The organism is uncultured Ellagibacter sp., from assembly GCF_934643285.1.
In the GTDB taxonomy this organism is placed as follows: domain Bacteria; phylum Actinomycetota; class Coriobacteriia; order Coriobacteriales; family Eggerthellaceae; genus Ellagibacter.
In genome coordinates this window covers 1-24,284 of record NZ_CAKUBT010000004.1, presented here as the reverse complement: position 1 = coordinate 24,284, position 24,284 = coordinate 1, and the positions used below count along the sequence as shown (strand labels likewise).

Sequence of the window (24,284 nt, the reverse complement as noted above, 5' to 3'; positions counted from 1 at the left end):
GCTCTTCTTGCGGGTAGGGCTACCCTCTACGTCGGATGCGACTCATTCAGGGAGGTTTGTGACGGCTCGGGGCTTCGCGCCATGCGAGCCGCCACTTTCGTCGCATCGCTTACGGAAGGAGGTTCAGGCTCTTGAGGTCTTCCTCAACGTCGCTCATGCCGTAGTACTCGAGGCAGTCGGCCGTCGGGCAACCAAGTTCGCTGTCCCAACCGAACTTCTCGTAGAGCATCGTGAGGCCCTTCTGGAAGTCTTGCTTCTCCATCTTATCGGTGCCTTCGGTGAAGGGCTGCTTGTCCGGGTCCTTCGTGAATGGCCACTCAGTCATGACATCGTGGATGTTGCGGAAGTCGTTGCAACCCATGTTGCCGTTCTTGTCCTTCATGCCGCGGGCGGTGTTCGCGCGCTGCAGCGTGATGATCTTCGCAGCAGCCTTGTACAGGTCGTCAGTCGTGACGTCCTTGCCAGTGGCTGCCTTGTAGAACTTCGCCTCGAGGTCGAGGTCGCCACGGTAGTTGCGGCTCTTCGACGGGCTCTGAGCCATCGGCCACACCCAGTTGCACAGCGTGAGCGAGTCATGCAGCACGTCGGTGACGATGGACCACCAGCAGAAGTTGATCTTGTGGTCGTTGATGGGCGTGTAGTTCTTCGCCTGGTCAAGCGCATCCTCGCCGCCCCAAAGCTCGGCTGCGATTTCCTGCTTGAGCTCATGCGGAAGGCCGCACTGCAGCATGTTCTGGTGCGAGTGGATCATCGGGTCGCGGTTGAAGATCATGTTCAGCAGGCCGCCGACCTGGCCATAGGACTCAATGGCGTGGTGAACCGGCCAGCCGCGGTAATTGATGAGGCAGCTTGCCGTGGTGTCGAACCACTCCATGTCGTTCCAGCGCTTGCACCACACGACCGGGCCATGGCCGAGGTAGGACATCTCGTTGTCGTTCTTGGCGATGTGCGTGAGCAGCTCGACCATGATGGTCGGATCGTTGTTCTCGAACTTCTTCCAGTCGAACATGTTGTACTCATCGGCAGGCAGGTTCTTCTCGAAGATGCCCTTGGCAACGCAGTGCGCGATGTCGCGGTAGATCTGCGCGTAGTTGCACCACATGCCCAGATCGTCCATCGTGCCGCCGACGACCTGGTCCCAGATGAGGCCGTCTTCGGTGCCCGATTTGACCGACGTGTGGTCGCCCAAGATCTTCGTCATGTAGACGGAGAACGGGAAGTTCGGCACGCAGGTGTTGCCGGTGATCTCGTAGCCGCCGTTGGCCTTGGAGTTCGGGACGCGCATGTCGGAGTAGCAGTGAATCGGGCAGCTGTGGCAGCCGTTCATCTTGATGGTGTACTTCTCGGCCTCGGGGCCCTCGTCCTTGGTGGTCTTCATGCAGCGGTAGCCAACCGTGTTGATCTCGCCCGGCTTCGGCTCGCCGGTCTCGATCGGGTCGCCCTCGGCGTCGGCCCAGTAAAGGCCCTTGCGTGCGGTCCAACGGGTGCCCTTGTCGTAGTATTCAGCCCATTCCTGCTGGGTGGAAGGCACGACGTGGTTGTTGTTGGAGCCGACGATTTCGCGCAGCATGTAGTCGGACAGGTCGGCCAGAGCCTGCGGATCCTTCACGTTTACGGTGCCGCTGCCCTCGACGACGAGCGCCTTGAGTTTCTTGGAGCCCATGACGGTGCCGAGGCCCGCACCTGCGGAGTGGTTGCGGGAATTCATCATGCAGGCATAGGGGAGCAGGTTCTCGCCTGCAGGGCCGATGGTCGCGACGCAGGCGCTGACGCCCTCGAGGCGGTTCAAGACCTCGGTCGTAGCGCGGGTGCCAAGGCCCCACACCGTCGAGCCGTCCTTGATTTCGACCGTATCATTCTTGATGTGAAGGTAAACCGGCTTGTCGGACTTGCCCTCGACGATGATGGCATCGTAACCAGCCATCTTGATTTTCGCGCCAAGCATGCCGCCGCAGTGCGCGTCGACAACCTGATAGTCGGTGGTGAAGGTGGAAAGGAAGCAAACCGTGGTGCGGCCAGCCAGCGGCACGCCGGTTGCGGTCAGAGGACCGACGGCGTAAACGATCTTTGCGTCCTCGCTCAGAGGATCGGTGCCCGGGGCGACCTCATCGTAGATGATCTTGTTCGCCAGGCCCATGCCGCCGATATAGTCCTCATAGGGTGCGGTCGGCTCGGTGGTGATGGATCCAGTCGTGAGGTTCACGCGCAAGATCTTGCCGGCCCAGCCATATGACTTCGTGTCAGCCATTGTTGCATCTCCAAATCTCTCGCTTATCGTGCGTTGCGTGACACGTCAAGGCGACTTGGGGTTGCAGACGATGCAAACTCGTCGGGCGCAGTGTCTCATCTGGGGGCGATACCCCTGTACCCTCTTTGAGGGTATTTGGGCGAAATTGCAGGTAAACGCAGTTTTGCCCCCGAAAGAGGGTACGACGGGTTTTCTCGGGCAGGCATACTGCTTAGCGTTGCGTGACCTATCAAGGCCAAAAAATAAGAGGGGGAGCCACCGGGATGCGTACCTTATATATAGGTGCGTGAGGAAACCGGGGCCGAAGGAAGAGACTCACCGATATGTGAGGGGGAGTACCAAAAATGTCAGATACCAATATCAACGGCAGCGCCCCTGAAGAGAGCCCGACGAACGCCGCCGAGCAAACTGAAGCTGTGGAAGCAAAGCCGAAGCATGCGATGACCCGTCGCCAGGTGCTTGCAATGGCAGGCTGCGGCGTCGCCGGTCTCGTTGTGGGCGGCGTGCTGGCGTCGTGGGGCGTCACGAGCCAGTCGATCGCATCGGGCCGCATCGACATCCGTCACACCGCAACCAAGATGATCGTCACCGATCGCGCCCGTTGCTCCGGATGCCAGCGCTGCGAAATGATGTGCACCCTGAAGAACGATGGCCGCGTGTGCCAGAACATCGCGCGTGTCCGCGTTTGGGATAACTATTACTGGGGAACCAGCCCCGACACGGGCGAAGGCTCGTTCGGCGACGGCAACCCGGGCGCATGCGAGTTCACTGTCGAGCACTGCAAGCAGTGCGCCGACGCGTGGTGCATGAAGTACTGCCCGGTCCACGCCATCAAGCCCGACGAGAAGACGGGCGCCCGCACGGTCGACCCGAAGCTGTGCATCGGTTGCGGCATGTGCGCGCAGGCCTGCCCCTGGAACATGCCTCGCATCGATACCGAAACGGGCGTTTCCACGAAGTGCATCTCCTGCGGCCGCTGCGCAGAGCAGTGCCCCAACGGTGCCATCCAGTTCATCGATTGGGAAGATATCGCGCAGAAGTGCATCGACATGGGCGTCGTTCGCACGACCACGCTCGTCTCTGCGTAAGCGTCGGCTTCCCGCTGATGCAAGGTAAGTAAGTCAAACGATCGATTCGGAAAGGAGCGAACAGACGATGTTGGACGACGCAGCGGTGTTCTCGATTCTCTCCAAGTGCTTTGCTCCCGTCGATAAGGCGGAATGGGAGAATCTGTCCGCGCGCGAGGCGTGGGCCGAGTTTCTCGATGGCGCACGCTTCATCCTTCAGAACGGCGGAAGCCTCGGGCTTGATAAGAGCCCCGCGGACTACCGTCGCGGCAACCACGCCCCCTTGCAGGAATTCCTGTCGGAGTGCGAGGTCTGCGCGCTGTTCTGCCCTCCTACCTACGAAGAGAAGCGGCAGTTCGCTGCCCGCCACTTCACGGGAGGCTTGCCCGAATCGGCGCTTCCTATTGAGTCGCTTTACGTGAACACTGCCAAGGCAGGCGATTTGCTTTCGCCCGTCGATGGCAAGGGGATGTATCTGGGCACTTCCGCCCGCTACATGTCCGCGCTCGCGGAGCGGCTGGGGTTCGGCATTCCGTCCGAGTTCTCCGATTGTCCCGACCATCTGGCTCTCGAGCTTGACGTGGTCGCGGTGCTTCTGAGAAGCGGAATGGTGGACGAGGCGCGAACGTTTCTCTCCGAGAGGTTCAATTGGCTTACCACGTATCGCAGGCGCCTTATCAATCTGGGAAGCGAGGCAAACTTCTACGTTTGCCTGTGCGACCTGCTTATCGGCATCGTTGCCGAGCAGGTAGAGGATGCGGCGTAGGCGATAGAGCATCAGGGGGAGCGAAGACGATGACGCGAGATGCATATAGAGAGGAATCAGCAATGTCAGAAAACGCTATTACCAGGCGAAGCTTTCTGGCCGGAAGCGCCGGGGTCGCTGCCGTTGCGGCGGGCGCGGGCTTTTTGAGCTTCAACGCTTGGGAACAGGCGGATGCGCGCGGGACGAGCGATATCGATCATCACACCGCCCACTCGCTGTGCAACTCCTGTTCATCGAAGTGCGGGTTCACGGGATACGTCGTTGACGGCAAGCTTGGCAAGATGATCGGCGATGCGAACCATCCGAACTGCGAAGGCACGCTGTGCGGTCGCGGCTACGGCTTCGCCTCTATCGCCTACAACGAGGATCGCCTGACCGACCCGCTTAAGAAGAACGGCGGCAAGTTCGAGAAGATCACGTGGGACCAGGCCTACAGCGAGATCGCCGAGAAGGTCAAAGCGATCATCGACGAGAAGGGCCCCCAGGCGCTCGCCATGGTGCAGGACCCGCGCCCGAGCGGTTCGTATTACACCAAGCGTTTCATGAACGCACTTGGCAGCGCGAACGTCTACACGCACGGTGCCGCTTGCAACATGTCGAAGAACGCTGGGTTTACCCAGGTCATCGGCACGGGTGACTTCACCTCCGACGTGGCGAACTCCAAGATGACGATGTTCATCGGCCGCAGCTACGCCGACGCGATCAAGCCGAGCCAGCTGCATGCCATGCAGAAGGCGCACGAGAACGGCGCCGAACTGGTGATCGTCGACCCGCGTCTGAACAACTCCATCGCGTTCGCCGATGAGTGGGTGCCGATCAACCCCGGCACTGACCTGGCCTTCATCCTGGCCATGGCACATGTCGTCGTGCACAACAAGCTCTACGATGCGAGCTACATCGCCGAGAACACCGTCGGCTTCGAAGAGTGGGCCGACTACCTGAAGGATTGCACGCCTGCATGGGCAGAGGAAATCACCGGCATCTCGAAGGACACGATCGAGCGCCTGGCGACCGACCTTGCCACGGCAGCTCCGGCAGCCTCCATCGAGCCTTCTTGGCGTGGTGCTTACGGCTGCAGCTACGCAAACTCCGGCGAGACCGCTCGCGCGGTGTGCTGCTTCAACACGCTCCTCGGCTGCTGGAACCAGGAAGGCGGCGCCTTCTTCGGCAACTCCGTGAAGGCGGGCGACCTCGACAAGGAGAAGTTCCCGTCCGTCCCCAAGCCGGAAGGCAAGATTGCGGGTGCAGACGAGTACCCGCTGTCCCTTGCGGGCATGGGTGTGAACGTCTACGCTGCTGAGCTCGCCAAGAAGGGCGAGATCAAGGGCATGTTCTTCTACAACTCGAACATGGTTGCGGGTTACTCCAACCCCAAATACCTTGAGGACTGCCTTTCGAACCTCGAGCTTTCCGTCGCCATCGACATCCAGATGACCGAGACCTGCCAGGCTTGCGACTACGTGCTTCCCGATACGACGTATCTGGAGCGCCTGGAAGTCCCCGAGTTCATCGGCGGCAAGATCCCCGCAGTCTCCCTGCGCGACCAGGTGATCGAGAAGATTCACCCGAACACCAAGCCGGTCGACGAGATCTTCACCGAGCTCGCCGAGGCGTGCGGCGTGGGCGAGTACTTCCAGTTCACGGTTGAAGAGCTCGCGGACGCGCAGCTTCGCACGGTGGGCCTTACTCTCGACGGCTTGAAGGTCGCCGGCACTGCCCGCTTCCCCGAGAAGACTTTCAAGTTCGGCAAGACGCCGACGTGGAAGACCCCCACGGGCAAGATCCAGTTCTCGAGCGATGCGTGCCACGCGGCTGGCTACCCGAGCGTCCCGCAGTGGACCGAGCCCGTCGCGAGCGTTCCTGAGGGCGATGGCTACTTCCGCCTGATCGGCGGCAAGCAGGCCGTCCATACGCACACGCAGACCGCGAACGTGCCGGCGCTCATGAACATCTCCAAGCAGTACAACCTCGATCGCGTTTGGATCAACGCAAGCCGCGCGGCCAAGCTCGGTATCTCCGAAGGCGACGAGGTCGAGATTTCCAACGATGAGGCGAAGGGTACGGCGAAGGTGCACGTAACCGAGCGCATTAACCCTGAGGCCCTCTACATGCCGAGCCACTACGGATGCAGCTCCAAGGACGAGAAGACCGCCTACGGGTTCGGCCTGCGTCAGATGGACTTCGTGCCTTTCCGCATTGAGCCTGGCTACGGTGGCATCTGCTCGCAGGAGGCTATCGTGAGCGTCAGGAAGGTGGGTGCATAAACATGGCCCGTTATGGAATGTTGATCGATACCACGAAGTGCATCGGCTGCTACACCTGCCGTCTTGCATGCCAGCGGCAAAACGGCCTTGAGCCGGACGAGGCGTTCGTCCGCTTCGAGGACCGCGAAACTGGCACGTATCCCCAGGTTGGCGTCGAGCATGTGCCCCTGCAGTGCATGCATTGCGAAGATGCGCCCTGCACGAAGGTGTGCCCGACCGGCGCAGCCCATATCGGCACCGACGGTATCGTCCAAGTTGATCAGGGCCGCTGCATCGGTTGTCTGTACTGCATGGCAGCGTGCCCGTATCAGGTTCGTGTGCGCAACTCCAAGACCGGCGCAGTCGACAAGTGCCGCTTCTGCCATGTGTCGAACTACGAGAACGGTACCGAGATGTGCACCTGCGTGACGGCTTGCCCGACCCATGCTCGTATCTTCGGCGACTTGGATGACCCGGATTGCGAACTGGTCAAGGAAATCAATCGCACGCACGCGGCGCCTATCGCCGGCGATCTGACCAAGTCCAAAGTTTTCTATGTGAGGTGATGAGAGATGACCTTCGAACCTATTTGGAGCGGCATCATCGCCTGCTATCTGTTCCTTGGCGGCTTGGGCGGTGGCGCGTTCGCGACGAGTGCGTTTTTGGCGTGGCGCCATCCTGAAGCGGTGAATATGCGCAAGATCGGCCACGTCATCGCGCCGATCGTCGTTATCATCGGTCTTGTGCTGCTGATGTTCGACGCGAAGGCGGGCCTTTACAACCCGCTGCGCTTCGCTCTGTTGCTGACGAACTTCGGGTCTGTGATGACCTGGGGCGTCGTTATCCTGGCGCTGTTCGTGATCGTGGCCTTGATCGCCATGATCCTCGATCTTACGAAGCGTCGCGTCCCCTGGGGCATCGAGCTTGCCGGCTCGATCCTGGGCATCTGCGTCGCTATCTACACTGGCTGCTTGCTCGGCGTGTGCAACACGTTCCCGCTGTGGAACAACGCGCTGCTGCCGATTCTGTTCCTCGTCTCGGCAATGTCGACCGGCATGGCATCCGTGCTGCTCGCAGGCGTGTTCAAGCACCCTGAGGAGTTCAACCGCGTGGGCGTGTTCAAGAAGTTCCACTTCTGCTTCCCCTGCATCGAGATGCTGCTGGCGGCATCGCTCATGTTCATCACGGTGACGAACTCGACGGCAGGCTACGAGTCGGTTATGGCGCTGCTCGCCGGCAAGTATGCGGTTGCGTTCTGGGTGCTGTTCGTGATTGTTGGCCTTGTCGGCCCGACGATCCTCGAGACCTGGATGCTGTTCTTCTCCCCGAAGGAATTCGAGGAGAGCCGTAAGGCGCACGCGATTTCCGCGATGTCCGACATCGGCGTGCTCATCGGCGGCTTCATGCTTCGTCTGCTCGTGCTGATTGCGGCTCTGCCGATCACCATGGTGACCCCGTTCGTCCTGTAACCTTCCCTTTGTAAGGGGCGCGGTACGCCGCTGCGCCCCTTCCCTTTCAGCTTTTCTTGGGGTGCGGCATGTCGTCGCGCCCCTCCCTTCAACTTTTCGAATCGCGGACTCCTTCCCCTGCGGTTTCGAAAACCATTCCTGCCAAAGGCCGGCCCTGTTATCCCTCGGGGCCGGCCTTTGTGCGTTGTGGGAGCGAGGCGCTTGTGGAGGCGAGTCGCTGGCACGCGGGGCGAGGTGGGCAGGCTGGGCGCAGACGCGGCGAGCCGGCGACGCGAGGCGCGGCGGGGCACTGGCGCGCATCAGGGTGTGGGGGCTGGGTGCGGCGCGGCTGTTGTACGAGCTGGCATTGCGTGGTTTTGCGTGGGTGAAAACATCCCCTATTTATGGCATTTTGCTCCTAAGCGGTCGTCATTTTCTGTGAATGGTTTCGTTATATTATTCATGAACAATCATGAATATAGGATTGACGTGCGAAAACAATTAAACGTTGGATATAATGTGAATAATGAACATATCTCTACGTTAAAGCGATATAGTAACGATCTGGATACAAGGGATAAAAGAAAAGAAAGAAGGACCCTCCATGACTGACGCAATGAAGACGCTTGCTCAGCTGAAAAAGGCAAGCAAACTGACCCGCCTCGCTTTCCACAAGAACGGCCCGAAGAGCTTCAAGCGCGGCCAGGGCGCACTGCTCAAGTTCCTGCTTGAGGACGACGGCGCCACTCAGCGCGATCTCGTGAAGAAGCTCGGCGTCGACCGTCGCGAGCTCAAGGGCATCGTGAAGAAGGCTGAGCGCAACGGCTACATCACCATCGAAGAGGCCGAGGGCGAGCGCACGTACGCTGTTAAGCTGACCGACGAGGGCAAGAAGATCGCCGAGAAGCGCGTTGCGGCGAACGAGGAAACCGCCGAGGACATCCTCGGCTGCCTGAGCGACGAGGAAATCGCCCAGCTCAACGCCATCACCGAGAAGCTTATCGTCTCCATCAAGGAGAAGGGTGTCAACGGCAAGAAGAAGGGCCGCAAAGCTCATCACTGCCACGGCCATCGCCATCATCGCCGCTAATTGAGGATCATCGCTTCAAGCTGGCTTGCGGTATTTTTGAAGGGACGCGTTTTTTCGCGTCCCTTTTTTACTTTTGCCGCGACTTTGCATTCAATACCTATAAAATATGAGGGTATTTATCATCGGATGAAGGTGGGCATGTGCAATGAAAATCTCCACGAAGGGCTTGTATGCGGTGCGCTTTATGCTGAATCTTGCTGAGCGCGGCGGAGATAAGCTCGTTTCCTTGAAAGAAGTGTCCGAGGCCGAATCCGTTTCGAAGAAGTATCTCGAGCAAATTGTTCCCAATTTGGTATCCGCGCAGCTGGTCAAGTCGGTTCGCGGCGCTGCCGGCGGATATCGGTTGGCTCGTCCGGCGAGCGACATCACCGTCCTCGATGTGCTTGCCGTCACCGAGGGGACGCTTGCGCCCGTTTCCTGTCTTGCTTGCGAAGATGATTTCGACTGCTCGCAGCCTCATATTTGCATCGAGATTGGGGTTTGGAAGGGTCTCGACAAGCTGATCAAGGACTATCTCTCTGGGATTACCTTGCAGGATATTCTCAATCAGGCATCTTCCGTTGCAGCTGATAGCTATTCGATTTAACAAAAACGTCGCCCAGAGGCAAAACGCTGATGGCCGAGCATTCATTTCGCCGATTGCATTTAACATTGCAAGCCAAGCGCCTTCCCAGATGGGAGGGCGTTTTTAATTTGCTTCGAAAAAAAATTGGCCAATCATATTGACAAAACCTATAAGCATAGTAGGATAAACGCCATCACATAGGAATCGACGAAAGGCGAGAGTCATGACCATCCACAAAAGCGTATCGGAGCTTATTGGCAACACTCCTCTTGTAGAGCTTTCTAACTTCGAGAAGAACCATAATCTTGAGGCGACCATCCTCGGCAAGGTCGAGCTGTTCAACCCCGCGGGGTCGGTGAAGGACCGCATCGCGAAGGCGATGATCGACGAGGCTGTGAAGGCCGGCAAGGTGAACGACGACACGGTGCTCATCGAGCCCACTTCGGGCAATACGGGCATCGGTCTTGCCGCGATCGCCGCTGCTCGAGGCAACCGACTCATCATCACGATGCCGGAGACGATGTCGATCGAGCGCCGCAACCTCATGAAATCCTATGGTGCCGAAGTGGTCTTGACCGACGGTTCGAAGGGCATGAAGGGCGCTATCGCTAAGGCTCAGAAGCTCGCAGGTGAGATTTCCAACTCGTTCATTCCGAGCCAGTTCACCAATCCGGCGAATCCGGCAATCCATGAGGCAACGACTGGCCCTGAGATTTGGAGGGACACCGAGGGCAAGGTCGACATCCTTGTTGCGGGCGTTGGCACGGGCGGCACGGTTACCGGCACGGGCCGCTACCTGAAGTCCCAGAACCCCGACGTGAAGGTCGTCGCGGTTGAGCCGGCGGGGTCCCCAGTTCTCTCCGAAGGCCATGCGGGTGCTCACAAGATTCAGGGCATCGGCGCGGGCTTTATTCCCGATACGCTCGATACCTCGGTGTATGACGAGGTCATCGCTGTTGCCGACGAGGATGCGTTCGAAACGGGCCGCGAGCTCGCCGGGAAGGAAGGTCTGCTTGTCGGTATCTCGTCAGGTGCTGCCGTGTGGGCTGCGGGTCAGCTCGCGCAGCGCCCCGAGAACAAGGGCAAGACCATCGTGGCCATTCTTCCCGATACCGGCGAGCGCTACTTGTCGACAGCTATGTTCAAGTTCGAGTAGCGAGTTAGCTTGGAAGTGCGGCGCCCGCGTCGCGCAACTTGGGCACTGCCTATTCTTCTTCACATACCCATGGCGGCACGACGGCTTCTCCTTCTCCCTCTTTCTGTCTGGGCTGTTGGTGTCGCAAAGCGAAGCCCCCTCGATGAATGAACTCGGATCGAGGGGGCTTCGTTATACGCCGATGATGGTGCCGCCGCCGACGACGGTGTCGCCATCGTAAAGGACGAGCGCTTGGCCTGGTGCTGCGGCTCGTTGCGGCTCGTCGAACTCCATCACGAGCATGCTATCCTCGATGCGCGCCCATCCAGATTGCGCCTTCATGCGGTAATGCGTCTTGGCCGTCACTCGCAAGGGCTCATCGATGGAGGCAACCGAAATCAGGTTCACGTCGTTCGCCCGCACGGTTGCAGCGCGTGTTTCGGAGTCGGTTCCCACGACAAGCGTGTTGGTCTCAGCGTCTTTGCGGAAAACAAACAATGGTTCACCTGCGGCAGCGCCGATTCCCTTGCGCTGGCCGATGGTGTAGCGGTCGATTCCCCTGTGCTCGCCGAGGACCTTGCCGCGCACATCGACGATGGGGCCGGGCCCGAAAGCGTGCCCGCAACGCCGTTCGATAAAGCTCGCGTAGTCGCCGTCGGGCACGAAGCAGATGTCCTGGCTCTCGCTTTTCCCCGCGTTGTCGAACCCCGCCTCTCGTGCGAGCTCGCGAACCTCGGGCTTCGTCAGCTCCCCAAGTGGGAACAGCATATGGGCGAGCGTGTCCTGTGTCAGATGGAAGAGGACATAGCTCTGGTCCTTCTTGGGGTCAAGCCCGCATTTTAGCAGGTAGCGACCCGTTTTCTCGTCGTAGGCGCGCCTGGCGTAATGTCCGGTCGCCACGTAGTCGAAATCCAGCTGGCGGCGGCGCTTCTGCAGGGCGTCGAATTTCACGTAGCGGTTGCAGTCGATGCAGGGGTTGGGCGTTCGGCCGCACAAGTACTCCTTGCAGAAGCGGTCAATCACTTCGCGCCCGAAAAGTCCCTGGTAGTTGAAGACGAAGTAGTCCATCCCCAAACTGAACGCCACCTGACGCGCGTCTTCGATATCGCGCGAGGAGCAGCAGGTACTCTCGCCCACGATGCCCGAATCAGCGCCAGCCCCGCCAGCCCCGCCAGCCTCGCCAGCCCCGCATGCCGACCCCTCGATGTCGTCGTTGCCGAAGAGCTTGCAGGTAGTGCCCGTGGCTTCGTAGCCCTGGCGGCACAGCAGCAAGGCGGCAACCGAGCTGTCAACGCCGCCGCTCATCGCGACGAGAACGCGCTTCTTATTCACTACGCAACGCCTCCACGGGATCTTTGCGGCTTGCCGCACTTGAGGGGATAAGTCCTGACAGGAAGGTTAAAAGCACGCTGATGGCGACAAGAACTACCGCCGCTTGCCAGGGAAGGATGGCGACGTTTGGCACGTCGAACAGCGCATAGACGATCGCGTTTGCGGGAATGCATCCAAGCGCGGTCACCCCGATGCCGATAAGTCCCGCGACCAGGCCGACGATTACCGTCTCTGCGTTGAACACGCTTCCGATGTCGCCTTTGCTCGCGCCGATCGAGCGCAGGATGCCGATTTCCTTCTTGCGCTCGAGGACGCTGATGTAGGTGATCACGCCGATCATGATCGAGGACACCACAAGCGAGATGGCCACGAAGGCAACGAGCACGTAGCTGATCATGTTCACGATGGTCGTGACCGAGCTCATGAGCGCGCCGACGATGTCGGTGTAGGAAACCGCCTTGTCGTCTTCGCCTTCCGCTTTCATCTTGTCGTTGTACCCGTCGAGGATGTCGATGACGCCCTGCTTGCTCTCGAAGTCCTTCGGGTAGATGTCGATGCTTGCGGGCTTCGCGTAGTCGGCGTAGCCGAGCTTGTTGAGGTTGCCGTCGAAGGATGTGGTCTCGGAGCTCATGAGTGACATCATGAGCTCGGTGAGCTCCTTCTCGTCCATGTTCATCTGGAATGCGTCGGCGAAGGCGTTCTCATCCACGTGCATTGCGGTGGCCATATTGGCGGAAAGCTGCCCCATGACCTGGGTCATCGCCGCTTGCATCTGCGTTTGCATGGCGCTTACCACCTGATTCATGTAGCTGCTCATGGCAGCTTGCAGGTAGGCTTGGATCTTTTGCGCGAGCTCGGCTTGCATCTCGCTCGTGTCGATGATGCCCGGCAGCGCGTCGCTTACGAGCTTCTGCGCTCGTTCGGTTGCGAAGTACTCGTTGAAGCTGGGCGCCGGCTTGCCTTGCTGCACCTGCTCGCTGTAGTAGGCAAAGTAGTCTTTCTCGACTGCCGCCATAAGCGCCGCTGCCGCTTCCTTGTTGATGGTCGGCTGGCCGCTGACCTGGAACTCCGAGGGGTCCATCTCGGGCGCGGCGGGAAGGTCGCTCGCGGCACCCGACAAATCGAGCGAGCTCATGTCGACCGAGAGCGCGTCGGGGTCGATCTGGAACGCCGCCTGCAGCTTGTTCCCGTCGATGGTGAACAGGGAGCTCATGTCGAAGCTCGAGTCCTCGGCGTCCGCCTCTTCCACGAACGACTTGCCGGTGAAGACGTTCGTTGCGCTGTCCGCCAGCTGGTCTTTGACGATCTGCGAATCTGCCGCCTCGTCGATGATGCGGCTCACCATGTCGCTCGTGTAGTAGAAGCCGGTTTGCAGCGAGGTGATCTTCGCGCCCGCCTTCGGCTTCACGATGCCGCAGATGTGCACGTCCTCGCCCGAGTTCACCAGGTCGCGCATGTAGTCGGCGTCATCGCTTTTGTTCTTCCACACGTGGTAGTCGGAATCGTATTGGTAGTAGTCGGTGGCGGCAACGAGCTTGAACGTCACGCCCATGAGCTGGTCGTACGTGAGCGTCATATAGTCGTCGGGCGCGTTGACCTCTTCCTCGTTGGCGAACGCGCGCACCATGTCGTCGAGCTCGCTGTGGTCGCGCAGCCCCATGGTGTAGAGCATGAAGTCGCTCACCTTGCCATTAGGGGTGAGCACGAGCATGACGTCGCTGTAGCTTTGCGGCCATGTGCCCGCCACGACGTCGTATTGGTCCTGGTAAAGATCGGGGTCGCTCGGCATCTCGTAGAAGACGTTGGTGGACATCATCGAGGACATGATGCCGTTGGTGGAAGTGGCCGATCCGAACCCGATGGAGGAAAAGGACTTGTCGGGGTTGACCTGCCGCACGCTGTCTTCGGTATCGGAGCTGAACAGCTGCGGGGTGATGCTGTAGCCGTACTCGATGGAGTTCACGTACTGATCGATCCCCGAATCGCCGTTGTCCAGGTATTCCTTTAAGCTGGCGAGGTCGTTGCTGCCGATGCTGCCGAACATGCCGGTCACCATCTTCGACTCGCCGACGGTACCGCCGTTCGCATCGTTGCTCGTGCCATCGGCTTGCCCTGCGTCCTGCGAGTCCCCGCTGCCCGAGGAGCTGCCCTGGGCGCCCATGCCCATGGTCATGAGGCTCGTCATGTCGAAGCCCTGGTCTTCTATGGAAAGCGGGTACTCGGAAAGCGTTTCCTCCTCGACGTTGGCGATGTAGCTGTTCACGCCGTTCGCGAGCGAGAGGATCGCGGCGATGCCGATGATGCCGATCGAGCCCGCGAAGGCGGTCATGAGGGTGCGACCTTTTTTCGTAAGCAGGTTGTTCCAAGAAAGGGACAGCGCCGTGAGAAAGCTCATCGAGGTGCGGCGAACCTGCTTCTTGCTCGCGCGCATGTCTTCGGGTGCGGGGTCGAAGGGATCGGAGTCGCTGCGGATGACGCCGTCCGCCAGGTTGACGATGCGCGTGGCGTAGCGTTCGGCCAGCTCAGGGTTGTGCGTGACCATGATGACGAGCCGATCGTTTGCGATTTCGGTCAAGAGGTCCATAATCTGCACGCTCGTTTTGGAATCGAGCGCGCCGGTGGGCTCGTCGGCTAAGAGGATCTCGGGGTCGTTGATGAGCGCACGCGCGATCGCGACGCGCTGCATCTGCCCGCCCGACAGCTGGCTCGGCTTCTTGTCCACGTGATCGCCAAGCCCCACTTTCCGCAACGCATCGAGCGCGCGGGTGCGACGCTCTGCGCGCGAGACGCCTGACAAGGTGAGCGCCAGCTCCACGTTCGCCAGGATGGTCTGGTGGGGGATGAGGTTGTAGGCCTGGAAGACGAACCCGATGCGGTTGTTGCGGAAAGTGTCCCAGTCGCGGTCCTTGTATTCCTTGGTCGAGATGCCGTCGATGACGAGGTCGCCCGTGTCGTAGTGGTCGAGCCCGCCGATGATGTTGAGCAGCGTCGTCTTCCCCGAACCCGACGGCCCGAGAATTGCCACGAACTCGCTGTCGCGGAAGGAGATGGACACGTCGTCGAGCGCGGTTTGAGTGAAGCTGCCGGTGGTATAGGCTTTGCGGATATTGCGAAGCTGGAGCATCTACGTCGCCTTTCGATACTGATTGAACTGCCTTATTGTACGTACCCTACTCGCGTGCGTGGATCCTGTTTCCGAATCGACACGAAAGGACTTGTAAAAACTAATGAGACGAAATACTATTAATTGGTTGACTTCCTAAACGGTGCCGACCGGCATCGGGAAAGAGAGGGCGGTTATGGACAAGAAGGTATACGAGCTTCTGAACGACCAGATCAACAAGGAGTTCTACTCGGCGTATCTTTATCTTTCGTTCGCCGACTACTACGAGGAGGAGGGGCTTTCCGGTTTCGCGAACTGGTATGAGATCCAGGCGCAGGAAGAACGGGACCACGCGCTCATCTTCCGCAACTACCTGCACGAGAACGGCTGCAAGGTGAAGCTCGGCGCGATTGCCCAGCCCGACCTGGAGTTCACGAGCCATCTTGGGCCGCTTGAGGCGGCGCTTGAGCACGAGAAGTACATCACGTCGACCATCAACGACATCTACGACGCCGCCATGGAGGCGAAGGATTGGCGCACGATGAAGTTCCTCGACTGGTTCATCTCGGAGCAGCAGGAAGAGGAAGACAACGCCGACACCATGGTCACGCGCATGAAGCTCTTCGGTGGCGATGCGAAGGCGCTCTACGACCTCGACCAGGAGAATGCGGCGCGCGTTTACGCCGTGCCCTCGCCGCTCGCGAGCGCGTAGCGCGGAGGGTCCTGCGCGCGGGGTGGCCTGGGGGCGCTGGGCGCTTCCCAAAGATGCGACTCCCATTCCCATACCGAGAAAGTGAAGAGCCCGCATGGATGTGCGGGCTCTTCTCGTTTTACCTGGCGGTTCGCGACTCCAACTCGCGGCTACTGGTTGTTCTGCGTGGGGTCTTGGGGCGGCTGCTGCTCGTTGAGGGGCTGGCCTTGTGTGTCTTGCTGCTGCGCGAAAGGCTGTTGGGGCTGGCCCTGCGCGAACGGCTGCTCATAGGGTTGGCCGTAGGGCTGCTGCGGCGCACCCTGCGCGTACGGGTTCTGCCCAGGCTGGACGTAGGGCTGCTGGTAGTAGCCGGGCTGCGGCGCCTGGAATGCGCCCTGGTTGGCGTAGGGTTGCGCGCCCGCGTAGCCCATCTGCTGCTGTGCGAAGGCTTCGGGCGGCAGCTTCTTCATCTTGTTCACGTACACCGCCACGATGATGAACAGCACGAGCGTTATGACGCTGCAGGTGAGCACCGAGACGACAATGCCTGCGATCGTCCAGCCGAACAGCTTCGAGAACTTGCTCGGATCGGCGCAGCTTTTGATGCCGATGACGCCCGCGATAAGCTGCACGACGACGCAGAGCAGGCCCATCACCAGCAGGAATGCTGAAATCCCGACGGTGGCGTTCAGCATTGCGAGGATGTCGCCGCTGTCCATGCCTCCCAAGTAGATGTAGTCGTCGTCGAAGTAGTTGCCGGAGCTGTAGGCGGTGCCGTTGAGCTCGTTTTGGATCTCGGCGATAACGGTGGGGTCGTTTACCGCAACGCCGAAAATCGCGATGATCGCGAACCCGACGATGACGCTAAGGATGCCCAGTGCGGCAAGCACCACGATGGCGATGCTCAGGCCGCGTACGGTTTTGGAATCGGAGTTCATTGTCTTCTCCTTTTGGGGATTGTCGGACGGGTTCAGTATACTATGGGCAAATCGCGAGAGGTCTTTCGCGGAGGTCAAATTACTGTGACAGTTCTAAAACGGAAAGGTAACGCCGCACGTCGCAAGCCGTTTTCGCAACGTGCGCATCGGGAAAGGATGTTTCCATGCTTGATTTCGAGTTCATGTCGCCGACTCAGTTCGTCTTCGGCCGGGGCGCCGAGGAGAAAGTGGGCGGCAAGCTCGCCGAGCGCGGCGCGAAGAAGGTGCTTCTGCACTTCGGCGGGCAGAGCGCGGTGCGAAGCGGGCTCATCGACCGCGTGTGCGCGTCGCTCGATGCGGCGGGCGTCGAGTGCGTGAAGCTCGGCGGCGTGCGCCCGAATCCCGAGATCGAGCTCGTGCGGGAGGGCGTGGCCCTGTGCAAGAAGGAAGGCGTCGACTGGGTGCTCGCGGTCGGCGGCGGGTCGGTCATCGACTCGGCGAAGGCGATTGCGAACGGCGCCTGCATCGACGAGGACGTGTGGGAGCTCTTCGCCACGAAGCGCCCCAACGAGAACGTGCTCCCCATCGCCGTGGTCCTCACCATCCCCGCGGCGGGTAGCGAGGCGTCGAAGAACACCGTGATCAGCAACGACGCGCTCGGCATGAAGACGGGGTACGGCAACGAGCATCAGCGCCCGAAGCTCGCGTTCATGAACCCCGAGCTCACCTTCACGCTGCCCCCGTACCAGACGGCCGCGGGCGTCACCGACATGTTCTGCCACCTGCTTGAGCGCTTCTTCGACGACGTGGGCGCGGTCCCCGTGACTGACAACCTGAACCTCTCGCTCATGAGGACCGTGCGCGCCGAGGCACCGCGCGTGCTTGCGGACCCCGAGGACTACGAGGCGCGTGCGAACATCATGTGGGCGGGGATGCTCTGCCACCAGGGGCTCGCGGGCGTCGGGCGCCACGAGGACTGGGCGACGCACGGCCTGGAGCACGAGCTGTCGGCCTTCGACACCTCCATCACCCACGGCGCCGGGCTCGCGTGCCTGTTCCCCGCATGGATGGAGCACGTGCACGCCGAGAACCCCGCGCGCCTGGCCTACTACGGGCGCGAGGTGTTCGGGCTCGTCCCCACGGGCGACGTCTGCGCCGACGCGCTCTCGGCCGCCGACGAGACGCGCCAGTTCTTCGCGTCGCTCGGCATGCCGACGACTCTGACCGAGCTCGGCATCGGCGAGGATAAGATCGACGAGGCCATCGAGAAGATGATTCCCACGCTGAAGCAGAACAAAGGCGAGGTGTTCGGCAGCTTCAAGAAGCTCACGATGGAAGACGCCGAGGAGATCTACCGCTCGGCGGTGTAGCGGCACGGCGGTGTGCTATTTGTCCCCGATGAGGGAGTTCACCAAAGACGACACGATGCTGATGACGATGGAGGCGACAAACGCGCTCCCGAAGGTTGCGATGTGCAGGCCCATGCCGAACAGGCCGTCGGTGAGCCATGATGCGATGTAGAGGAGCAACGTGTTCACGATGAGGTAGAAGATACCGAACGTGAGGAATGTGAGCGGCAGGCTCAGCGTCTGCAGGATGGGCTTCAGGCCGATGTTCACGAGCGAGAGCACGAGCGCGAACACGGCGATGATGATCCACGCGTTGTCGCCGCCGACGATGTCGATGCCGGGGACGATCCAGGCGGCGGCGGCCACGGCAACGGCGGTGGCGAGCCAGCGGGCGATGAAGTTCATGAGAGGCCTTTCTTGTCGATATGCCTGACGGCGCGGTGTTTTCGGTCCATTGTACGACACGTTCGCCTTCGCGTCCGTGCGGGTCGCTCTTTTGAAACGGTCTTGTAGCGAACGCGTTACCTGGGGCGTTCAGCCTTGCCTGCTTGTCGGCGGGAAGCGTGCGGCTCGGCGGCGCGGGGCGGGCGAGTGACCTGAGGGGGTATGCGCTGTACTTTTTTCGCATGCGCGGGTTTTCTGAGAGATGGGCGCCGCTGCGGCGTTCTTGTGACACAATGGGTGGCATGGCTAATCATGAGAAACGGCGTCAAGAAGACGCGAAGAAAAAAGCAAAAACGAATACGCGCGCGAAATCGGGCGCAGGCTCGAAGAACGCGGGGCGCTCTCGCGCGCAATCGAGCGCGGGGAAGTCGGGCAGCTCGGGGCAGCGCGGTCCCTCAGGCTCAAAGGGCCCCCAGCGCTCGCACTCGAAGGCGCATTCGGCCGCGAAGTCGGCACCTTCTCGCGCCGCTCGGCGCGCGGGGGCGAGCGATTCGCCTTGCCCGGTCGATGCCCGCTGCGGCGGGTGCAAGAACCTGTGCGTCCCCTACACCAAGCAGCTCATCGACAAGCAGCTGCGCATTGAGCGCCTGTTCGCGCCGCTCGCGCCCGACAGGACGATATTCCTCATCAAGGGAATGAAGGACCCTTACCATTATCGCAACAAGGTGATTTCGCCCTTCGCACCGGGCAAGAAGCTGCCCCCGCGTGGGCAGGATCGCAAGGCGACCGACCCCCGCGATCGCAAGGCGGCGGATGCGCGCGCCGCGAAGGGCGGCAAGGGGAAGCGCCCCCAGGCTCGCTACGAGATTCTCACTGGCATGTACGCCGCGGGGTCGCACGAGCTGGTTCCCACGGACAAATGCCTGATCGAGAACGAAACGGCGAAGAAGGTCGTGCTCGCGGTGCGCGACATCATGCGCAAGCACGACGTCGCTCCCTATCGCGAGGACACGGGTACGGGGTTCATGCGCCATGTCGTGGTGCGCATTGGCCACACCTCGGGCGAGGTGCTCGTCACGCTTGTCACGAACAGCGACGATTTCCCGTCGTCGAAGTCGTTCTGCCGCGAGCTCATCCGCCTCTGCCCTGCGGTGACCACGGTCGTGCAGAACGTGAACGAGCGCCAGACGAACGTCATCTTAGGTGACAAGGAGCGCGTGCTCTACGGCCCCGGGTTTATCCTCGATGAGCTGTGCGGGCTTTCCTTCCGCATCTCCTCCAAGTCGTTTTACCAGGTGAACGCGACGCAGACGGAAGTGCTTTACCGTGCAGCAATGGATCTTGCGGGTTTTGACGGCACCCAGGTCGCAATCGACGCGTACTGCGGCACGGGAACGATCGGCCTTGTGGCGGCGAAATCGGGTGCGGCGCGCGTGATCGGCGTCGACTCGGTGGAGTCGGCCATCCGCGACGCGCGGACGAACGCCCGCCACAACGGCGTCGAGAACGCGGAGTTCGTCGCGGGTGACGCCACCGATTTCATGTGCGAGCTTGCGAAGGAGGGCGTGCTTGGCGCGGAATCGCCGGAAGAAAGCGCCCAGGCGGGCGGGCTTGTCGTGCTTATGGACCCGCCGCGCGCGGGCTCGACGGAGGAGTTTTTGCGCGCAGCGGCGGCACTCGCCCCAAAGCGGATTGTCTACATCTCCTGCAACCCCGAGACGCAAGCGCGTGACGTGGAGTTTCTCGACTCGGTAGGCTATGCGGTCGTGGCGGTGCAGCCGGTCGACATGTTCCCGCACACCGACCACATCGAGTGCATCGTGGCGCTCGAGCCAGTAGATTCTCTTTCGCCCGATCGCTGGGGCAAAGAAGGCGGGGAAGAGGAGGCCGCTGAGGAGGAGGCCCCCGATGGGGAAGAGGCCCTCGATGGGGAAGTCGACGAGTTCGCCGAGCCTGCAATCGACGAGGAGGTCGAATAGTCGTGGACGTGCTTGAACGCATGCGCGGCGCCATCGCGGCGCACGGGATGGCCGATGCTGATACTCCGGTGCTCCTCATGGTGTCGGGCGGGTCGGACTCCACGGCGCTCGCCTATGCCGCCTGCGAGCTTGCCCAGGCGGGCGAGCTCGGGATGCTCGCGATGCTGCACGTGAACCACCACCTGCGCGGCGAGGACGCAGACGCCGACGCCGCCTTCGTGTCCCAGTTGGCCGACGCCTTGGCGATTCCCCTGTTCATGTGCGATATCGACGTGGCAGGAGAAGTCGCCCGCACGGGCGGCAACGTGGAGGCGCTCGCGCGCAGCGAGCGCTACCTCGCGGCGAACGAGGCGCTCGAGAGCCTGTGTCGCCATGCGGGCGCGCCGCTTTCTAACGGTCGCATCTTCACGGCGCACACCGCCGACGACCGCGTCGAGAGCTTCTATATGCGCTCGATTGTCGGCACGGGCCCCGGCGGCTTTCGCGCGATGCGCTACGAGAACGGCCCCATCGCGCGTCCGCTTCTCGACGTTGGGCGCGAGGATTTGCGCGACTACCTGCGTAAACGCGAACAATCCGGCGAGACGTGCGTATGCGATGCGCAGGGTAACCTCTGGCGCGAGGACGCTACCAACGCGCACACCGACCACTTCCGCGCCTTCGTCCGCCACGAGATCGTGCCGCGCGCGAAGGAGCGCAACCCCCAGCTGACAGAGACGCTCGGCCGCACGATGGACCTCATTGCCGACGAGGACGACTTCATGGAAAGCCTCGCTCGCGAGGCCGCGGGCAAGCACCTCACCTGGGTCTGCCAGGCGGAGGGTCGCGACCCCGATTGGCAGGAGGGTTTCAAGCTGTCTCCGTCGTTCGGGCAGGTGGCGATCCCCGTCGCCCGCCGTGCCATCACGGGCGCGCTCCAACGCATGCTCGGCGCCGATGCGCGGGTGGAGACGGCGGCCGTCGAGGGCGTGCTCGACGCGTTCGAGGGGGAACGCCCGAGAAGCGGCTATGTGACAAATATCCAGGGCGACCTGGCCGTGAGCGCGAACAAGCGCGGCGTGCTGGTGGAGCCCATGAGCGCCTTTCGCGCAAGGAGGAAGAAATAGATGAGCGATAACGCCAACCATCAGGAGAAACCCGCCGAAAAGCCCTTCCGCGTCGTGCTCGCCTCGGCAAGCCCCCGTCGTCGCGAGCTGCTCGAGCAAGCGGGCGTCACCTTCACCGTGCATGCCTCAGAGGTCGACGAGACGCTTGAGCCCGACCTTCTGGCAAATCCGCCCGAGGCGTGCAAGAAGCTCGCCGAACGCAAGGCGGGTGCGGTCGTGCAGGAGATTCTGGCAGACCCCGCCTTCGAAGGGATGCTCATCGTGATCGGCTCGGACACGATGGTCGTGAAGGACGGCGACATCTTCGGCAAGCCGAAAAGCGCCTCTGACGCCACGCACATGCTGCGTCGCCTGTCGGGCGCGACCCACGAGGTGATCACTGCGGTGTCGGTGTGGATGGTGTCCGCCGAGGCGGTCGACCCGGCGCTTGCGGCCGATGACGACTCGGGCAACATCTCGCTCGGTTTCCGCACCTTCTGCGACACCTCGCGCGTCACGTTCCACGAGCTCACCGACGAGCGCATCCGCGAGTACCTGGCGTGCGGCGAGTCTTTCGACAAGGCAGGCGCCTACGCGGTGCAGGGCGAGGGCGCCAAGCTCGTCAAGCACATCGACGGTTACAAGAGCACGGTGATCGGCCTTCCCGTCGAGCGGCTTGTGAAGGAGTTCCCCGACCTGATTTAGTTGTGTGTCGTTACCGTATCGTCGCTTTTGCGGGCTGACGTTGCGTTACACTTATCGGGTTACAGAAGAGAGGGCAGGCGCGCCTGCCGTATCGAATCAAAGGACTGCACGTGCATAAGGACGTTAGCGAGATTCTGTTCACTGAAGAGCAGATTCACGACCGTGTCGCCGAAATCGGCGCTGCCATCACGGAAGATTTCAGGGAAAAAGCCGGCGACGACGGAATTATCCTCATTTCGGTATTGCGCGGTGCGGCTATCTTCATGGCCGACCTCGCTCGCGAGATTAAGATTCCCTGCGAGATGGACTACATGGCCATCTCCTCTTACGGCAATGGCGTGAAGAGCTCGGGCGTCGTGCGCATCCTGAAGGACCTCTCCTCGCACATCGAGGGGCGTCACGTGGTCATCGCCGAGGACATCCTCGACTCCGGCCTTACGCTGACGTACCTGCTGAAGAACCTGGCCTCGCGCAACCCCGCGTCGCTTACCGTGGCCACGCTCCTTCGCAAGAAGACGAAGGTGCAGGCGGACGTCGATTGCGCGTACGTCGGCTTCGAATGCCCCGACCAGTTCATCGTGGGCTACGGCCTCGACTACGCGGAGCGATACCGCAACCTACCCTACATCGGCGTGCTTAAACCGGAAGTTTACGAATAACAACGAGGCGGCGCCGCAAAAGGCGCCGTTTCGCGATAAACGCAACAGAAAAGGCTCACTCTCCATGACGCAACAGAAGAAACCATCGTCTCCTCAGCAACCGAATCCTCGGGTGACCATCATCTCGGTCATACTGTTCCTTGTTGTGGCGTTTTTCGTTGGCCAGCAGTTCATGGTCATGTCGAACGCGAGCTCGATGCCCACTGACTCCCTCATCACCTCGGAGTTCACCCAGGCGGTCGAGCAGGATCGCGTGACGAAGGTCGTGTATTCCGCGGGCGATTACAAGGTCACGGGCACGTACTACCCGGCGATCACCGCAGGCTCGAACGCGGCCGACGCGTTCAACAAGGCCTTCGACGCGATGAACGCCCGCATGGCCACGAAGAAGACCCCCGCGGGTGGCGTTCCTGCAGGTGTGGGCACGACTTCCATCGAGTCGTCCGTGCTCGGCTCCGAGCGCGGCTACTCCTCGACGTTTGTGGGCCAAGATGCGCTCGCCGCGCTCTTGAAGGATCATCCGGAGGTGTCCTACCAGGTCACGCTGCCTTCTGAGTGGCTTGGCATCTTGAGCACCCTGCTTCCCATCCTGCTTATCGGCGCGCTTTTGTTCTTCTTCTTCAATCAGATGCAGAAGGCGAACAACTCGCAGATGAGCTTCGGCAAGGCGAAGACGAAGAAGAACGCCGAGGAACGCCCCGACGTGAAGTTCTCCGACGTCGCCGGCGTCGATGAGGCTGTCGAGGAGATGCAGGAAATCAAGGACTTCCTGTCGAACCCTGCGAAATATCAGTCCATGGGCGCGAAGGTGCCGCGCGGTTGCCTGCTCGTGGGCCCTCCGGGCACGGGCAAGACGCTGCTCGCGCGCGCCGTTGCGGGCGAAGCGGGCGTGCCCTTCTTCAGCATTTCCGGCTCCGACTTCGTCGAGATGTTCGTCGGTGTGGGCGCCTCCCGCGTGCGCGACCTGTTCCAGCAGGCGAAGGACGCGGCGCCTTCCATCATCTTCATCGACGAGATCGATGCCGTCGGTCGCCAGCGCGGCGCCGGCTTGGGTGGCGGCCATGACGAGCGCGAGCAGACGCTCAACCAGCTGCTCGTCGAGATGGACGGCTTCGAGTCGAACGAGTCCGTCATTCTGATTGCGGCGACCAACCGCGCCGACATCTTGGACCCGGCACTTCTGCGTCCCGGCCGCTTCGACCGCCAGATTGTGGTCGACGCTCCCGACGTGCGCGGCCGTGAGCGCATCCTGCAGGTCCACGCGAAGGACAAGCCGATCGGCTCAGACGTCGACCTGAAGAGAATCGCCCAGCTCACGCCTGGTTTCACGGGCGCCGACCTGATGAACCTCATGAACGAGAGCGCACTTCTGACCGCGCGCCGCGGCAAGAAGATCATCACGATGCGCGAAGTGAACGAGTCGATGGAGCGCGTCATCGCCGGCCCCGAGCGCAAGGGCCGCGTGATGGACGAAATCACCAAGCACACCATCGCCTACCACGAGAGCGGCCATGCCCT

General features: G+C 61.3%; 20 protein-coding genes. 15 read left to right on the top strand and 5 right to left on the bottom strand.

All coding sequences use genetic code 11. From position 1 onward, the window contains the following. Positions 1-109 precede the first annotated feature (109 nt). Complete coding sequence (locus Q0I65_RS03560) at positions 110-2,248, bottom strand: aldehyde ferredoxin oxidoreductase (protein ID WP_296059927.1); 2,139 nt, start codon at positions 2,246-2,248, stop codon at positions 110-112. Positions 2,249-2,592: 344 nt separating this feature from the next. Between Q0I65_RS03560 and Q0I65_RS03555 the strand changes: the two genes are divergently transcribed. From Q0I65_RS03555 to cysK, 8 genes are all read left to right on the top strand, one after another. Continuing rightward, the gene (locus Q0I65_RS03555) at positions 2,593-3,336 is read left to right on the top strand and encodes a 4Fe-4S binding protein (protein ID WP_296059925.1); all 744 of its coding nucleotides are present in this window, start codon (positions 2,593-2,595) and stop codon (positions 3,334-3,336) included. A gap of 67 nt (positions 3,337-3,403) precedes the next feature. Beyond that, positions 3,404-4,081, top strand: a complete 678-nt coding sequence (locus tag Q0I65_RS03550) for a molecular chaperone TorD family protein (protein ID WP_296059922.1) — start codon at positions 3,404-3,406, stop codon at positions 4,079-4,081. 62 nt (positions 4,082-4,143) lie between these two features. After that, the gene (locus Q0I65_RS03545; protein WP_296059919.1) at positions 4,144-6,345 is read left to right on the top strand and encodes a molybdopterin-dependent oxidoreductase; all 2,202 of its coding nucleotides are present in this window, start codon (positions 4,144-4,146) and stop codon (positions 6,343-6,345) included. A 2-nt stretch (positions 6,346-6,347) separates the two neighbouring features. Then, positions 6,348-6,890, top strand: coding sequence for a 4Fe-4S dicluster domain-containing protein (locus Q0I65_RS03540; RefSeq protein WP_158050117.1), 543 nt, complete (start codon positions 6,348-6,350; stop codon positions 6,888-6,890). A 6-nt stretch (positions 6,891-6,896) separates the two neighbouring features. Beyond that, positions 6,897-7,793 (top strand): NrfD/PsrC family molybdoenzyme membrane anchor subunit, encoded by an 897-nt coding sequence (gene nrfD, locus Q0I65_RS03535; protein ID WP_296059915.1) that lies wholly within the window; start codon positions 6,897-6,899, stop codon positions 7,791-7,793. Positions 7,794-8,376: 583 nt separating this feature from the next. Next, entirely contained in the window at positions 8,377-8,862 is a 486-nt protein-coding gene (locus Q0I65_RS03530; protein ID WP_296059912.1) for a winged helix-turn-helix transcriptional regulator, read from the top strand. A 145-nt stretch (positions 8,863-9,007) separates the two neighbouring features. Beyond that, entirely contained in the window at positions 9,008-9,448 is a 441-nt protein-coding gene (locus Q0I65_RS03525) for an Rrf2 family transcriptional regulator (protein WP_296059909.1), read from the top strand. A 202-nt stretch (positions 9,449-9,650) separates the two neighbouring features. Further along, a complete protein-coding gene (cysK, locus tag Q0I65_RS03520; RefSeq protein ID WP_296059906.1) occupies positions 9,651-10,583 on the top strand; it encodes a cysteine synthase A in 933 nt (310 codons plus the stop codon). Between the two features lie 171 nt (positions 10,584-10,754). Here cysK and mnmA read toward each other — a convergent pair whose 3' ends face one another. Both mnmA and Q0I65_RS03510 read right to left on the bottom strand, forming a co-directional pair. Continuing rightward, a complete protein-coding gene (gene mnmA, locus Q0I65_RS03515) occupies positions 10,755-11,894 on the bottom strand; it encodes a tRNA 2-thiouridine(34) synthase MnmA (protein WP_296059904.1) in 1,140 nt (379 codons plus the stop codon). After that, positions 11,887-15,018 carry an ABC transporter ATP-binding protein/permease gene (locus tag Q0I65_RS03510; protein WP_296059901.1) on the bottom strand — a complete coding sequence of 1,044 codons (3,132 nt, stop codon included), beginning with the start codon at positions 15,016-15,018 and terminating at the stop codon, positions 11,887-11,889. The genes mnmA and Q0I65_RS03510 overlap by 8 nt, the downstream gene beginning before the upstream one ends. Positions 15,019-15,193: 175 nt before the next feature. Between Q0I65_RS03510 and Q0I65_RS03505 the strand changes: the two genes are divergently transcribed. After that, on the top strand, positions 15,194-15,709 hold the full coding sequence (locus Q0I65_RS03505; protein ID WP_296059897.1) for a ferritin: 516 nt from the start codon (positions 15,194-15,196) through the stop codon (positions 15,707-15,709). 149 nt (positions 15,710-15,858) lie between these two features. Here the strand turns inward: Q0I65_RS03505 and Q0I65_RS03500 are convergent, their stop codons facing one another. Continuing rightward, on the bottom strand, positions 15,859-16,626 hold the full coding sequence (locus Q0I65_RS03500; protein ID WP_296059894.1) for a hypothetical protein: 768 nt from the start codon (positions 16,624-16,626) through the stop codon (positions 15,859-15,861). 164 nt (positions 16,627-16,790) lie between these two features. Here Q0I65_RS03500 and Q0I65_RS03495 point away from each other — a divergent pair, with 164 nt between their 5' ends. Next, positions 16,791-17,975, top strand: a complete 1,185-nt coding sequence (locus Q0I65_RS03495) for an iron-containing alcohol dehydrogenase (protein ID WP_296059893.1) — start codon at positions 16,791-16,793, stop codon at positions 17,973-17,975. Positions 17,976-17,990: 15 nt separating this feature from the next. On the opposite strand, the gene Q0I65_RS03490 is transcribed toward Q0I65_RS03495, so the two are convergent. Next, the gene (locus Q0I65_RS03490) at positions 17,991-18,359 is read right to left on the bottom strand and encodes a phage holin family protein (RefSeq protein ID WP_277012245.1); all 369 of its coding nucleotides are present in this window, start codon (positions 18,357-18,359) and stop codon (positions 17,991-17,993) included. 281 nt (positions 18,360-18,640) lie between these two features. On the opposite strand from Q0I65_RS03490, the gene rlmD reads away from it, so the two are divergent. The 5 genes from rlmD to ftsH form a co-directional block, all read left to right on the top strand. After that, complete coding sequence (gene rlmD / locus Q0I65_RS03485; RefSeq protein ID WP_296059882.1) at positions 18,641-20,317, top strand: 23S rRNA (uracil(1939)-C(5))-methyltransferase RlmD; 1,677 nt, start codon at positions 18,641-18,643, stop codon at positions 20,315-20,317. A gap of 2 nt (positions 20,318-20,319) precedes the next feature. Beyond that, positions 20,320-21,423: a tRNA lysidine(34) synthetase TilS gene (gene tilS / locus Q0I65_RS03480; RefSeq protein ID WP_296059881.1), complete on the top strand. Its 1,104-nt coding sequence runs from the start codon at positions 20,320-20,322 to the stop codon at positions 21,421-21,423. After that, positions 21,424-22,107, top strand: coding sequence for a Maf family protein (locus tag Q0I65_RS03475; protein WP_296059878.1), 684 nt, complete (start codon positions 21,424-21,426; stop codon positions 22,105-22,107). Positions 22,108-22,217: 110 nt separating this feature from the next. Next, positions 22,218-22,766, top strand: coding sequence for a hypoxanthine phosphoribosyltransferase (hpt, locus tag Q0I65_RS03470; protein ID WP_158050031.1), 549 nt, complete (start codon positions 22,218-22,220; stop codon positions 22,764-22,766). A gap of 64 nt (positions 22,767-22,830) precedes the next feature. Next, positions 22,831-24,284 (top strand): ATP-dependent zinc metalloprotease FtsH (gene ftsH, locus Q0I65_RS03465; RefSeq protein ID WP_296059874.1); only part of this gene is annotated, 1,454 nt, incomplete at its 3' end.

What these genes read in the sequence shown, in the direction of transcription:
- Q0I65_RS03560 (WP_296059927.1), bottom strand. Translation starts at nt 2,248, where the DNA reads ATGGCTGACACGAAGTCATATGGCTGGGCCGGCAAGATCTTGCGCGTG.
- Q0I65_RS03555 (WP_296059925.1), top strand. Translation starts at nt 2,593, where the DNA reads ATGTCAGATACCAATATCAACGGCAGCGCCCCTGAAGAGAGCCCGACG.
- Q0I65_RS03550 (WP_296059922.1), top strand. Translation starts at nt 3,404, where the DNA reads ATGTTGGACGACGCAGCGGTGTTCTCGATTCTCTCCAAGTGCTTTGCT.
- Q0I65_RS03545 (WP_296059919.1), top strand. Translation starts at nt 4,144, where the DNA reads ATGTCAGAAAACGCTATTACCAGGCGAAGCTTTCTGGCCGGAAGCGCC.
- Q0I65_RS03540 (WP_158050117.1), top strand. Translation starts at nt 6,348, where the DNA reads ATGGCCCGTTATGGAATGTTGATCGATACCACGAAGTGCATCGGCTGC.
- nrfD (WP_296059915.1), top strand. Translation starts at nt 6,897, where the DNA reads ATGACCTTCGAACCTATTTGGAGCGGCATCATCGCCTGCTATCTGTTC.
- Q0I65_RS03530 (WP_296059912.1), top strand. Translation starts at nt 8,377, where the DNA reads ATGACTGACGCAATGAAGACGCTTGCTCAGCTGAAAAAGGCAAGCAAA.
- Q0I65_RS03525 (WP_296059909.1), top strand. Translation starts at nt 9,008, where the DNA reads ATGAAAATCTCCACGAAGGGCTTGTATGCGGTGCGCTTTATGCTGAAT.
- cysK (WP_296059906.1), top strand. Translation starts at nt 9,651, where the DNA reads ATGACCATCCACAAAAGCGTATCGGAGCTTATTGGCAACACTCCTCTT.
- Q0I65_RS03510 (WP_296059901.1), bottom strand. Translation starts at nt 15,018, where the DNA reads ATGCTCCAGCTTCGCAATATCCGCAAAGCCTATACCACCGGCAGCTTC.
- Q0I65_RS03505 (WP_296059897.1), top strand. Translation starts at nt 15,194, where the DNA reads ATGGACAAGAAGGTATACGAGCTTCTGAACGACCAGATCAACAAGGAG.
- Q0I65_RS03500 (WP_296059894.1), bottom strand. Translation starts at nt 16,626, where the DNA reads ATGAACTCCGATTCCAAAACCGTACGCGGCCTGAGCATCGCCATCGTG.
- Q0I65_RS03495 (WP_296059893.1), top strand. Translation starts at nt 16,791, where the DNA reads ATGCTTGATTTCGAGTTCATGTCGCCGACTCAGTTCGTCTTCGGCCGG.
- Q0I65_RS03490 (WP_277012245.1), bottom strand. Translation starts at nt 18,359, where the DNA reads ATGAACTTCATCGCCCGCTGGCTCGCCACCGCCGTTGCCGTGGCCGCC.
- rlmD (WP_296059882.1), top strand. Translation starts at nt 18,641, where the DNA reads ATGGCTAATCATGAGAAACGGCGTCAAGAAGACGCGAAGAAAAAAGCA.
- Q0I65_RS03475 (WP_296059878.1), top strand. Translation starts at nt 21,424, where the DNA reads ATGAGCGATAACGCCAACCATCAGGAGAAACCCGCCGAAAAGCCCTTC.